Below are 13045 nucleotides of genomic sequence, written 5' to 3' on the forward strand. Positions count from 1 at the left end.
CCTGTCGATGCGCTGCGCGGCACGCCGACCGATGCCACCCGGGAGCGATGCCCTTCGAGGCTCCGGCCGGGGTACGTGTCACGCCACCGGCCCCGCCCGCGTCCAGCCATCAAGACGCGCCACGCGTGGCGGCCCGCTGGCCGCTACAGTGCACCCTGCCTACCGGAGGACACCCGATGCGCCTGACCGCGACGCTTGCCCTGCTGCTCGTGCCGTTCGCTTCCCATGCCGCCACGCCGCCCGCAAGTCCTGAAGTCGCCGCCTTCGCCGCCCGCACCGTCGAGGCCAACTGTGCGGCCGATGCGCCCGGCATGGCGGTGCTGCTGGCGCGCGGCGACGAGGTGATCTACCGCGGCGCCTGCGGCCGGGCCAGCCTCGAACTGGGCGTGCCGCTGTCCGCCGACCACGTGTTCCGCACTGGCTCGGTGACCAAGCAGTTCGCGGCCGCAGGCGTGCTGAAGCTGGCCGAGGACGGCAGGCTGTCGCTGTCGGATCCGCTGTCGAAGTTCGTGCCGGGCTATCCGGGCGGCGACAGGATCACGGTGGAGATGCTGCTCAACCACACCTCGGGTATCCGCAGCTACACCGACATGCCGGAGGTGATGGCCGGCGGGTCGATCATGCAGGACCTGGGCACGGCGCAACTGGTCGATGTGTTCAAGGCGCAGGCCCCGGACTTCGCGCCCGGCGAAGGCTGGCACTACAACAACTCCGGCTACGTGCTGGTCGGTGCAGTGATCGAGGCCGCCAGCGGCAAGCCCTGGCATGCCCATCTCGATGAGGTGTTCTTCAAGCCGCTGGGCATGGCCCACACCGGCTACGGCAACGAGGCGGACGCCGTCATCCCCGGACACGTCGGCGGCTACACGCGCAATGGCGAACGCTGGGCGCGGGCGCGCCACCTGAGCATGACCCAGCCGCACGCGGCTGGCGCGCTGGTCTCCACCGTCGACGACCTGCACAAGTGGAACCGTGCGCTGCACGGGGGCGGGCTGCTGCGCGAAGACAGCTATCGCGCCATGGTCACCCCGCGCGGCAAGGCCGCGGAACACGACTACGGTTTCGGCATTTCCGTCGGCACCCTGCGCGGGCAGCCGCAGCTGCAGCACGGCGGCGGCATTTTCGGCTTCAGCAGTTACCTGCTGTACCTGCCCGGGGACGACGTGACCGTTGCGGTGCTCTACAACGCCGACGCCGGCCGGCCAGGCATGCTCGGCACCGGGCGCCTGGCCAACCTGCTGGCGGCCCAGGCGATCGGCAGGCCGTATCCGGACAAGAAGGCGATCGAGGTCGAGGCCGATGCGCTGAGTCACTACGAAGGCGTCTATCGCATCGACCAGGACGCCGTGCGCGTGCTGCGTGTCAAGGACGGCGTGCTGACCTCACAGCGCACCGGTGGCCTGGCCCATGCGTTGATCCCGGTGGCGAAGGACACCTTCCTGTTCGAGGAAGGCTACTCGCGCATCGTGTTCGAACGCGATGCCGCGGGCGAGGTCGCGGCGATGCGCTTCTTCCCGGAGGACGAGGGCGAAGGCGAGCTGGTGCCGCGCAGCGGGGAACCCCTGCCGGCCGCGCGCACCGGACTGCAGCTGTCGCGCGAGGCGCTGGAACGCATCGTGGGCGAGTACGCGATCGGATCGATGGTGCTGAAGGTCTTCCTCGACGGCGACACGCCCAGGACGCAGCTCACCGGGCAGCCGGCGTTCGAGATATTCGCCGAATCGCCGTCGAAGTTCTTCCTGACGGTGGTCGACGCGACGCTGGTGTTCGCGCCGGAGACCGGCGCTGCCGAGACGGTGACCCTGCGCCAGGGCGGCAGGGAGACGGTGTTCGCGCGCACGGACTAGCGCGCGCTGCGCGCGCCGGCGTGTGGCGTGGTCAGGCCGCCGGTGGCGACAGGGGGAGCCGGGCGGCGTGGATGTCCGCCACGCGGTCCGCCGGCGGTCGTCGGGCCCGCGTGCGGTGCCGCAGCGGGCTCAGCCGTTCCACAGCACGTCCGGCGTGCGTGGGCATTGGCGCACCGGTTCGGGTTCGTCCTCGGTGCTGTCCAGTACCCAGCAGTCGTCGAGCACCGAGCAGTAGCACACGCGCAGCTCGATCCGGTGGCGCTCGCGATCGAGCGCGTTCCACAGCGGGTGCGCCGGCTGCGGCTTCGGCACGCGCAGGAGCGCGATCCATTCGTCCGCGCCGACCACGCGGCGCTGGATGCCGCTGCTGAGGAACTGCAGCTGGTCGCGCGCGGCGGCGCCGCCCTCGCCGGCGCAGCAACGCGCCAGCAGCGCGTCGATGTCGCGGACCGGTGTGCCGTCGTGCAGGAGCTGCGCCCAGCGCACGCGCGCCGGTCCGGTACCGCGATTGAGCAGGTCGATCGACACCTGCGGGTCGCCGTCGAGGGTGATGTTGCTGGTGCCGGTGATCAGCGAGGGCCACACGCTCGCCGCGAGCATGCGCTCCTGGGTGCGATTGGCGCTGATCGCGACGAACAGCGAGATCACCGAGATCAGCACGACGCAGCCGCCCATCACCACCTCGTAGAGGCGCAGCGGACGGCGGCGTGCGGGACGGGCGACCGGCGACTCGACTGTCATGCGCGACTCCCCTGACGTGGTCCGATCAGGCCGCCTGCACGATGCGCAGCGGGTTGTTCCATTGCGCGAGCAGTTCGGCCTCGCGTGCCTTGGCCGCGTGCAGGTGCGCATCCTTGACGTGGCCGTAGCCGCGGATCTGCTCGGGGATCCCGGCGATCTCGGCCGCGAGATCGACGTTGCAGCCGTCGAGCCTGTCCAGCAATCCGCCGATGGTCGTCTCGTAGTCGTCGATCAGCCGGCGTTCCATCCGCCGCTCCTCGGTGCGGCCGAAGACGTCGAACGCGCCGCCGCGCAGGAACTTCAGCTTCGCCAGCAGACCGAAGGCCTTGAACACCCAGGGGCCGTACTCGCGCTTGACCAGTTCGCCGCGATCGTTCTTCTTCGCCAGCAGCGGCGGCGCCAGGTGGAAGTGCAGCCGGTAGTCGCCGTCGAACTGCTGCTCGACCCGCCGCAGGAAATCGCCGCTGGTGTACAGCCGCGCGACCTCGTACTCGTCCTTGTAGGCCATCAGCTTGAAGAAGTAGCGCGCGACCGCCTCGGACAGGTCGGTCGAGCCTGGCGCCTTCGCGCGCTCGGCCTCGCGCACCTTCGCCACGAAGTCCGAGTAGCGCCGGGCGTACTTCGCGTCCTGGTAGTCGGTGAGGAAATCGACCCGGCGCGCGATCAGCTCGTCGAGCGAGCGCGACAGGCGCAGGTCGTCCAGCGGCAGGAACGCGACCGCATCGGTGCCGGCGTGCGCGGGCACGTGGCGCAGTTCGTCCTCGGCGCGCAGCGGCCGTGGCGCCGAGGTCGCGCCCCATTCGGTGCTCTCCCACTCGCCCGGCGGCAGCGACTGCAGCGCCGCCGGCGTGTTCTCGGCGAGCGTGGGCGCGTTGCGCACCACGCCGGCCGCCTCGTAGACCGCTTCCGGATCGATCGCGGCCAGGCGACCCCAGGCGAACGCGGTCTTGTTCATCTCCACGGCCGCGCCGTTGAGTTCCACCGCGCGCATCAGCGAGTCCAGCGACAGCGGCACCAGGCCGCGCTGCCAGGCGTAGCCGAGCATGAACAGGTTCGACGCGATCGCGTCGCCCATCAGCGCGGTCGCCAGCTCGGTGGCGTCGATCCGCAGCGGTGCCTGGCCGCCAAGCGCCTGGGTCACGGCCTGGATGATGTCGGCCGCCGGGAACTGCATGTCCGGTTGGGTGGTGAAGGTGCCCGGCATCGCCTCGTAGGTGTTGAGCACCACCTGCGAGCGCCCCGCGCGCAGCTTCGACAACGCCCAGTAGTCGTTCACCACCACCATGTCGCAGCCGAGCACGAGGTCGGCCTCGCCCGCGGCGATGCGCACGGCGTGGATGTCCTCAGGGGTCTTCGCGATGCGAATGTGGGTGGTCACCGCGCCGCCCTTCTGCGCCAGCCCGGTCTGGTCGAGCACGGTCGAACCGCGGCCCTCCAGATGCCCGGCCATGCCCAGCAGCGCGCCGATGGTCACCACGCCGGTGCCGCCGACGCCGGTGATGAGGATGTTCCAGGGCTGCGACAGGTCGCTGGCGAACGGTGGCTTCGGCAGGCTGCGCAAGCGCTCGACGGTGGGCCTGCCGCCACTGCCCGTGGCGCTGCCCTTGCGCGGCTTGCCGCCGTGCACGGTGACGAAGCTGGGGCAGAAGCCCTCGACGCAGCTGTAGTCCTTGTTGCAGTTGCTCTGGTCGATCTCGCGCTTGCGCCCGAACTCGGTGTCCTTCGGCAGCACCGACACGCAGAACGACTTCTTGCCGCAGTCGCCGCAGCCCTCGCACACCAGCGTGTTGACGAACACGCGCTTGGCCGGGTCCGCGATCTTTCCGCGCTTGCGGCGGCGGCGCTTCTCGGTGGCGCAGGTCTGGTCGAAGATCAGCACGCTCGTGCCCTTGACCTCGCGCAGGCGCCGCTGCACCGCGTCGAGTTCGCGGCGGTCCTCGAATTCGGTACCGGAGGGGAAGATCGAGCGGTCGCGCCACTTGCCGATGTCGTCGCTGACCAGGACGATCGTGTACACGCCTTCGCTGCGCACCTGGTGCGCGATCTGCGGCACGCTCAGGGTGCCGTCGACCGGCTGGCCGCCGGTCATGGCGACGGCGTCGTTGTAGAGGATCTTGTAGGTGATGTTGACGCCGGCCGCGACCGACTGCCGGATCGCCAGCGAGCCGCTGTGGAAATAGGTGCCGTCGCCCAGGTTCTGGAACACGTGCGGGGTGTCAGTGAACGCCGCCTGCCCGCACCAGGTCACGCCCTCGCCGCCCATCTGGGTGAAGGTGTCGGTGCTGCGGTCCATCCACGTGACCATGTAGTGGCAGCCGATGCCGGCCAGCGCGCGCGAGCCTTCGGGCACGGTCGTGGAGGTGTTGTGCGGACAACCCGAGCAGTAGTGCGGCACGCGCGGGAACTGCGCGCGTGGCAGCGCCAGTTCGCCTTCCTTCTGCTCCATCCAGCGCAGCACCTCGCGGATGTGCGCGGTGTCGCGACTGCCTTCCGGGATGGACTGCTGCAGTCGGCGCGCGATCACGCCGGCGATGGTCGCGGGCGTGAGTTCGCCGGTGCTGGGCAGGATCCACTGGCCGGACTCGTCGTACTTGCCGACGATGGATGGACGGTCGCCCTCGAAGTTGTAGAACAGCTCCTTCATCTGGCTCTCGATGAAGGCGTGCTTCTCCTCGACCACCAGGATGTCGCGCAGGCCGCGGGCGAAGGCGCGGATGCCCAGCGGCTCCAGCGGCCAGGTCATGCCGACCTTGTAGACGCGGATGCCGAGTTCGCGGCAGCGCTGCGCGTCGAGGCCCAGGTATTCCAGCGCCTGCAGCACGTCGAGGTAGCTCTTGCCGGTGGTGACGATGCCGAAGCGCGCATCGTCCGCGTCCAGCACCATGCGATCGATGCGGTTGGCGCGCGCGAACGCCTGCGCGGCCTTGACCGCATAGCGGTGCAGGCGCATCTCCTGGTCCAGCGGCGGATCCGGCCAGCGGATGTTGAGCCCGCCCGGCGGCAGCTCGAAATCGTCCGGCGTGAGGATCTGCAACGCCAGCGGGTTCACGTCGACCGAGGCGGACGACTCGACGGTCTCGGCGATCGTCTTGAAGCCCACCCAGCGCCCGGTGAAGCGGCTCATCGCCCAGCCCACCAGGCCCATGTCGAGGATGTCCTGGACACCGGCCGGATTGAGGATCGGCATCATCGCGCTGGTGAATTCGCCCTCGCTGCCGTGCGGCAGGGTGGACGAGCGGCAGGCATGGTCGTCGGCGGCCAACGCCAGCACGCCGCCGTGGCGCGAGGTGCCGGCGGCGTTGCCGTGCTTGAACACGTCGCCGCAGCGGTCCACGCCCGGGCCCTTGCCGTACCACATCGCGTACACGCCATCGACGGTCGCGCCGGGGAACAGGTTCGCCTGCTGGGTGCCCCAGACCATGGTCGCGCCGAGATCCTCGTTGAGCCCGGGCTGGAACTTCACGCCGGCCTCGCCCAGGTATTTCTTGGCGCGCCACAGTTCCAGGTCGAAGCCGCCCAGTGGGGAGCCGCGGTAGCCGGAGATGAAGCCGCCGGTGTTGAGCCCGGCCGCCCGATCGCGCAGCCGCTGCATCAGAGGCAGCCGCACCAGCGCCTGCACGCCCGACAGGTAGATGCGCCCCTCGGTGCGGATGTACTTGTGGTCCAGCGTGTAGTCGGGGTCGGTGACGCCGTGGGTCAGGCCGGTGTTCGCGGAGGCGGGGGAAGACAGTTCGGCGGTGCTGGTCATGGCGTGTTCGCTTGGCGGGCGGCGCGGGGGCGCCGCTGGCTGGACGCAGCACGGACGCCGCAGGTCCCGGGAAATCGTGTCAAGTGTAACAGTGCCCCCGGCGGCGCCGGCCCGGTTTGCGTGGGCTCCGGCATGGGTATACAACTGGCGGCAACAGGGTGGTCACCGGCACGGGCCGGCGTGCCAAGGGGGCCGGGATGTCACCCAACAGACAGCCGAATGCGCAAGGCGATCGCGGTGCCTGGGCGCGACGGCACAATCACGCACTGGTCTCGCTGGCGCGGCGCGTCTGGCAGGACGACTGCACCCTAGAGAATGCATTCGCGGTGATCTGCGAGACGGCCGCGGAGACGCTCGAGGTCGAGCGGGTCAATATCTGGCGGCACGATACCGAAGCGCGACTGCTGCACTGCCTGCACCACTACGAGCGCAGCAGCGGCCGGCATACCCGGCCGTGCGACGCGCCGCTGCGTGTGGGCAACGATTACAGCGACGCGCTGGGCGAGGTGCGCGTCATCAACCTGGGCACCCTCGAACGCGAGGGCGACGACAGCGGGCTCGGCGAGTACCTGCGCCGGCATGGCATCGGTTCGCTGCTGGATGCCCCGGTGCGTTCGGCCGGGGAACTGCTCGGTGTGATCTGCCACGAACACGTCGGTCCGCCGCGGGTGTGGTCGCCCGAGGACCAGGCCTTCGCCGGCAGCATCGGCGACTACGTGGCCATGGCCCACGAGATCGACCGCCGGCGGCGCCTCGAAGGCCGCGTGCGTTACCTCGAACTGCACGACCCGCATACCAACCTGCCCAACCGCGACCACCTGCTGGAGGTGGTGCACTCGGCGCTGCGGCCGATGCATGGAGGCGACAACGGCCTGGTCGCGATCCACCTCAACCTCGATGCCTCGCCGCACGAGGGCGACGCCGGCCACGAGCTGCTGGCGGAGGCCGCGGCCAAGCTGCGTGTCGAGCTGGACGGCAGCGCGACGCTGGCGCGGGTGCGCGGCAACGCCTTCGCCGTGCTGCCGCACAGGCACCTGCACGAGACCGAGGCGCTGAACCTGGCCGAGCGCTGCATCGACCTGGTCCAGGGCCACCTTGACCAGCGCCGCACCGCCACCATCGTCACCGCCGGCATCGCCTTCTCGCGCGACCTCGCCGCGCCTTCCGCCGACAACCTGCTGCGCAACGCCGAGACCGCCAGCCAGAACGCGCGCACCGCGCGCATGGTCCGCTGCGAGATCTTCGATGCCGAGCGCCACCGCGGCCTGGTCACCCGGCTGCGCCTGGAGCGGACCCTGCGCGAGGCCTTCGAGGCCGGCGACATGCGCGTGCATTTCCAGCCGGAGGTGGACCTCGACAGCGGTCGCTGGGTCGCGGCCGAGGCCCTGCTGCGCTGGTGCGACGGAGACGGCCGCTGCCGCCCGGCGCGCGAATTCATCGACATCATCGAAGGCTGCGGCCTGATCGTGCCGATCGGCCGCTGGATCCTGCACGAAGCCTGCCGGATGGCGTGCCAGTGGCCGCTGCGCGATGGCCGCGGACCGAAACTGCGGGTCAACCTGTCTGCGCGCCAGTTCTCGCAGGCCGGCCTGGTCGAGGATGTCGTCGCGGCGCTGTCCGGGAGCGGCCTACAACCCGGGCGGCTGTGCCTGGAACTGACCGAGAGCGCGTTGCTGCCGGACGTGGACGCCGCCGCGCAGACGCTCACCCGCCTGCGCGAGCTCGGGGTGTGCGTCGCGCTCGACGACTTCGGTACCGGCTATTCCTCGCTGGCCTATCTCAAGCGCCTGCCGATCGACGTGATCAAGCTCGACCAGAGCTTCGTCGCAGGCCTGCCGGACGATCCCTACGACCTGGCGATCGTGCAGGCGGTCGCCGGTCTGGCGCGCAAGACCGGGGTGGACGTCGTCGCCGAGGGCGTGGAAACCCGGGCCCAGGCCCGCACCCTGCGCGAGTGCGGCGTCGCCCGCGCCCAGGGGTACCTGTTCTCGCGGCCGGTGGACCACGAGACGCTGCTGCAGGGCTTCGCGGCGGTGTAAGCCCGCTCGGGGAACATGCTGCGCGCCGAAGCGGCGGGCGACCGTTGCACGTGACGATCGCCATGCGTTCGGCCGAGCACCGCGGCCATGAGGCGACACCGCAACGGACACGGCCAGGGCCGTGTCCGCGATGGCGTGCGGCCCGCGATCGGGGTTACTTGCGCACTTCCTGGGTATGCGACTCCAGCGCCTCGACCAGGCCCGGCACACCGTCGGCGCCGGTGGGCACGGTGATGCTGGAGCCGGCGAACTCCTCGCCGATCGGCTGCGCGCGGCCGCCCAGGCATTGCGACAGGAAGCCTTCGGCCACCGCGTTGAAGGCCTTGTTGTTCTCCGGTCGCGCGAAGCCGTGGCCTTCGTCCGGGAACAGCACGTAGGTCACCGGGATGTTCTTGGCGGTCATGGCGTTCACGATCTGGTCGCTCTCGTCCTGCTTCACGCGCGGGTCGTTGGCGCCCTGGCCGATCAGCAGCGGCTTGCTGATCGCGTCCACGCGCGAGAGCGGCGAGCGCTCGGTCAGCCAGGCCTTGCCTTCCTCCGTTTGCGGGTCACCCATGCGCCTGACCAGCTGCTGGTAGAAGCTGGCCCAGTACGGCGGCACGGTCGACAGCAGGGTGTTGAGGTTGGCAGGGCCGACGATGTCGACGCCGCAGGCGAACGCGTCCGGGGTGAAGGTCAGGCCGACGAGGGTGGCATAGCCGCCGTAGCTGCCGCCCATGATCGCGACCTTGTCCTGCGTGGTCACGCCCTGCTTGACCGCCCACTCCACCGCGTCGATCAGGTCGTCGTGCATCTTGCCGGCCCACTCGCCGTCGCCGGCGTTGGTGAAGTCCTTGCCGAAGCCGGTGGAGCCGCGGAAGTTGACGCTCAGCACCGCGTAGCCGCGGTTGGCCAGCCACTGGTCGTAGCTGCTGTAGCCGTAGGCGTCGCGCGCCCACGGGCCGCCGTGCACCAGCAACACCATCGGCACCGGCGCGTCGGCCTTGCCGTCCCTGTCGGCGTCGGCATGCGGCGGCAGGGTGAGGTAGCTGACCAGGGTTTTGCCGTCGCGCGACTGCAGTTCCAGCGGCCACATCGGCACCAGCGGCTTGCCCTCGAGCGCGGGTCGGCCGGAGAACATCCGCGTGAGCTTGCCGCCGTCGCCGCGGTCGTAGCGGTAGTACTCGACCGGGGATTCGGCGGCGGAGTAGGCGACGATCCAGGTGCGGTCGTCGAGCGTGCGGGTGTTGATCGAGGCCTCGCCGGGGCCGATCGCGGCGAGCCTGTCGAGATCGGCCTTGATGCCGTCGTCGAACACCGTCCAGGCCTCGCGCAGGTAGTTCACCGATACGGCCTGCACCTTGCCGGTCTTCGGATCGGCGAGGCTGTCGCCGATGTCGGCGCGGGCATCCTCGTGCAGCAGCGACTTGGCGCCGGTCGCGGTGTCGACCGCGAACAGCGCGACCGTGTTGCGTTCGCGCGAATCGCGCATGTAGAGCGTGCCGCCATCCTTGCTCAATCCGGCGAAGCCGGTGGTCAGGCCGTCCTCGAACGGGATCTCGTCGTACTTTTCCCAGGCGTCCCCGGTGCGGCGCAGCAGGTCCTCGCCGCCGTCCGGACGCGCGCGCGAGGCGTAGCGCAGGGCGAAGTCGGCGTCGGCGATGTAGCCGGAGATCTCCTGGTCGTTCCGCTCGACCAGGGTGCGCTCGCCGCTGGCGAGGTCGACCCGGTAGACGTCGTGCCACTTCGGGTCGCGGTCGTTCATGCCGACCAGGATCGTGCCGGGGTGGCGGTCGCTGACGCCCAGCACCTGCGCGGTGGTCTTCTCGAACGGGGTCAGGTCGCGGCTTTCGCCGGTGGCCAGGTTCACGGCGTAGAGATGGAAATCCTCGTCGCCGCCGGTGTCGCGCAGGTACAGCAGGGTGTCGGGCTGGTAGGACCAGAAATAGCTGCGGATGCCGCGCGCGGTGTCGCGGGTGGCCGCCTTCGCCGCCGACAGGTCGTCGGCCGGTGCGGTCCACACGTTCATCGTGCCGTCGAGCGGCGCCACCCAGCTCAGGTACCTGCCGTCCGGGCTGAGCTGCACGTTGGCGCGTTCCGGGTTGCCGAACAGTGCCTCGCGCGGGATCAGTTCGATCTCGTCCAGCGACGCGGGTGCCGCGGGCGTCGCCTCGGCGGTCGACGTGGCGTCGCCGGACTGGCCGCCGTTGCAGGCGGCCAGGGCGAGGGTGATGGCGGAGGCGAGCAGGAGACGGGACATGGGCGGTTCCAGGGTGGCGGTCCACCGAGGATACGGTGGCGGAGGCCGGGGTTGCGCGGGTCGTCGGTCACGGGACCCACGGTCCGCTCAGGCCGCCTGCTGGCCCGTGCTGCGATCGGCCTGGCGGTAACCCAGCGCCTCGGTCAGGTGCGCGGTGGCGATGTCGGCGCTGCCGGCGAGATCGGCGATGGTGCGCGCCACGCGCAGGATCCGGTGCATCGACCGTGCCGAGAGCTGCAATGCGTCGACCGCGCGTTCGAGCAGGGTCTGGTCGCGCGGCGACAGGCGGCACCAGGCCATGGTCTCGGACTGCGAGAGCCGGGCGTTGAGCCGGCCGGCGCGGCGCAGCTGGAGGGCGCGGGCGCATTCGACCCGGGCACGTATCGCGGCGCTGGCCTCGCCCTCCGGCGCATCGGGACGCAACTGCGCCGGCGGCAGGCGCGGCACCTCGACGTGCAGGTCGATGCGGTCGAGCAGGGGGCCGGAGATGCGCGCGCGATAGCGCGCGATTGCCTCGGCGTGGCAGCGGCAGCGACCGGAGGTGTCGCCGGCCCAGCCGCAGGGGCAGGGGTTCATCGCCGCGACCAACTGGAACCGCGCCGGGAATTCGTTCTGGCGCGCCGCGCGCGAAATGGTGACCACGCCCGATTCCAGCGGCTCGCGCAGCACTTCCAGCGCGCGCCGGTCCCATTCGGGCAGTTCGTCGAGGAACAGCACGCCGTTGTGCGCCAGCGAGATCTCGCCCGGACGCGGCTCCGCGCCGCCGCCGACCAGGGCCGCCGCGCTCGCGGTGTGGTGCGGCGAACGGAACGGTCGCGCGCGCCAGCGGGCCGGATCGAGGCCGCGGCCGCTGACCGAGGCGATGGCGGCGGTTTCCAGCGCCTCGTCCTCGTCGGCCTCCGGCAACAGCCCCGGCAGGCGCGAGGCGAGCAGGGTCTTGCCGCAGCCGGGTGGGCCGACGAGCAGGAGGTGGTGGCCGCCGGCCGCGGTGATTTCAAGCGCGCGCCGGGCCTGGGCCTGGCCGCGCACGTCGCGCATGTCGGGGCCGTCCAAGCGCTGCTGCGGGGGCGCGATCGCGGCCGGCAACGGCTTGCGGCCGCCGAGCAGGGCGCAGACTTCGAGCAGGGTGCGCGCGGTGAAGGCTTCCAGGCCGGCGGCCAGCGCGGCTTCGGCGCCGTTGCCCTGCGCCACCACCAGCCTGCGACCGGCCTCGGCCGCGGCCAGCGCGGCGGGCAGCACCCCGTCGACCGGACGCAGCTCGCCGGTCAGGCCCAGTTCGCCGATGAATTCGTACTCGCGCAGGCCCTCGGCCGGCACCTGGCCGCTGGCGGCGAGGATGCCGAGCGCGATCGGCAGATCGAAGCGGCCACCGCCCTTGGGCAGGTCGGCCGGCGCGAGGTTGACGGTGATGCGACGCGCGGGGAACTCGAACTGCGCGCACTGGATCGCGGCGCGTACCCGGTCCTTGGCTTCGCGTACCGCCGCTTCGGGCAGGCCGACGATCGACATCGACGGCAATCCGCCGCCCAGGTGCACCTCCACCTTGACCGCGGGCGCACGCACCCCGGCGCGCGCGCGTCCATGCACGAGCGCAAGCCCCATGGCGGGATCTCAGTTGGTCTGCTTGCCGGCGCCGGCGTCGTCCGCGGCCAGGCGCGCCTCCAGGTCGGCCACCACGCCCTGCAACTGCTCGAGCTTCTCGCGCGTGCGCAGCAGCACCGCGCGCTGCACGTCGAACTCCTCGCGCGTGACCAGGTCGAGCCGCGACAGGCCGGACTGCAGCACCGCCTTGAAGTTCTCCTGCATCTCCTCGCGGCTTTCGCGCAGGCCCGGCGGCACCAGGCCGCTGAGGCGGCGGGCGAGGTCGTCGATGTGGTTGAGGTCGATCATGCGCGTGTCCGGTTGCGGAATGTGCCCAGCTTCGCCCGGCCGTCGTGACGGCGCAGTCGGCAGCGGGCGCGGCCGGCTGTAGGAAAACCCCGACCCCGGCTGCGGGTATGCTAGCGCGACGCGGCCACCGGGCGGGCGCGTGGGACAGGAGCGAAGCAGATGAAGATGGTGATGGCGATCATCAAGCCGTTCAAGCTCGACGACGTGCGCGAAGCGCTGGCCGAGGTCGGCGTCACCGGCATCACCGTCAGCGAGGTCAAGGGCTTCGGCCGGCAGAAGGGCCACACCGAGCTGTACCGCGGCGCCGAGTACGTGGTCGACTTCCTGCCCAAGGTCAAGATCGAGGTGGTGGTGGTCGACGACCAGGCCGACGCGGTCACCGAAGCGATCGTCAAGGCCGCCGGAACCGGTAAGATCGGCGACGGCAAGGTGTTCGTCTACGAGTTGCAGCGCGCGGTACGGATCCGCACGGGCGAGCTGGATGGAGATGCGGTTTAGGACCGCCACTTCACCACCGTTGCCGGCAGTCGGAAAGACACGT

8 protein-coding genes are annotated in these 13045 nt (G+C 70.8%); 3 read left to right on the forward strand and 5 right to left on the reverse strand.

All coding sequences use genetic code 11. The features are described 5' to 3' along the window. Nucleotides 1-176 precede the first annotated feature (176 nt). Nucleotides 177-1847, forward strand: a complete 1671-nt coding sequence (locus JMO03_RS18025; protein WP_202845124.1) for a serine hydrolase — start codon at nt 177-179, stop codon at nt 1845-1847. A gap of 129 nt (nt 1848-1976) precedes the next feature. On the opposite strand, the gene JMO03_RS18030 is transcribed toward JMO03_RS18025, so the two are convergent. Further along, nucleotides 1977-2588 (reverse strand): hypothetical protein, encoded by a 612-nt coding sequence (locus tag JMO03_RS18030; protein WP_202845125.1) that lies wholly within the window; start codon nt 2586-2588, stop codon nt 1977-1979. Nucleotides 2589-2613: 25 nt separating this feature from the next. Beyond that, the gene (locus tag JMO03_RS18035; RefSeq protein ID WP_202845126.1) at nt 2614-6336 is read right to left on the reverse strand and encodes an indolepyruvate ferredoxin oxidoreductase family protein; all 3723 of its coding nucleotides are present in this window, start codon (nt 6334-6336) and stop codon (nt 2614-2616) included. Between the two features lie 197 nt (nt 6337-6533). Here JMO03_RS18035 and JMO03_RS18040 point away from each other — a divergent pair, with 197 nt between their 5' ends. Continuing rightward, nucleotides 6534-8375 (forward strand): putative bifunctional diguanylate cyclase/phosphodiesterase, encoded by a 1842-nt coding sequence (locus tag JMO03_RS18040; protein ID WP_202845127.1) that lies wholly within the window; start codon nt 6534-6536, stop codon nt 8373-8375. 154 nt (nt 8376-8529) lie between these two features. On the opposite strand, the gene JMO03_RS18045 is transcribed toward JMO03_RS18040, so the two are convergent. The 3 genes from JMO03_RS18045 to ubiK all read right to left on the reverse strand — a co-directional run bounded on the left by JMO03_RS18045 (nt 8530) and on the right by ubiK (nt 12504). After that, the gene (locus JMO03_RS18045) at nt 8530-10614 is read right to left on the reverse strand and encodes a S9 family peptidase (protein WP_202845128.1); all 2085 of its coding nucleotides are present in this window, start codon (nt 10612-10614) and stop codon (nt 8530-8532) included. An 87-nt stretch (nt 10615-10701) separates the two neighbouring features. After that, nucleotides 10702-12216: a YifB family Mg chelatase-like AAA ATPase gene (locus JMO03_RS18050; RefSeq protein ID WP_202845129.1), complete on the reverse strand. Its 1515-nt coding sequence runs from the start codon at nt 12214-12216 to the stop codon at nt 10702-10704. 9 nt (nt 12217-12225) lie between these two features. Next, the gene (gene ubiK / locus JMO03_RS18055) at nt 12226-12504 is read right to left on the reverse strand and encodes a ubiquinone biosynthesis accessory factor UbiK (RefSeq protein ID WP_202845130.1); all 279 of its coding nucleotides are present in this window, start codon (nt 12502-12504) and stop codon (nt 12226-12228) included. A 159-nt stretch (nt 12505-12663) separates the two neighbouring features. Here ubiK and JMO03_RS18060 point away from each other — a divergent pair, with 159 nt between their 5' ends. Then, nucleotides 12664-13002 (forward strand): P-II family nitrogen regulator, encoded by a 339-nt coding sequence (locus JMO03_RS18060; RefSeq protein WP_202845131.1) that lies wholly within the window; start codon nt 12664-12666, stop codon nt 13000-13002. Nucleotides 13003-13045 lie beyond the last annotated feature (43 nt).

It is taken from the genome of Luteimonas saliphila (genome assembly GCF_016774335.1).
In the GTDB taxonomy this organism is placed as follows: Bacteria; Pseudomonadota; Gammaproteobacteria; order Xanthomonadales; family Xanthomonadaceae; genus Luteimonas; species Luteimonas saliphila.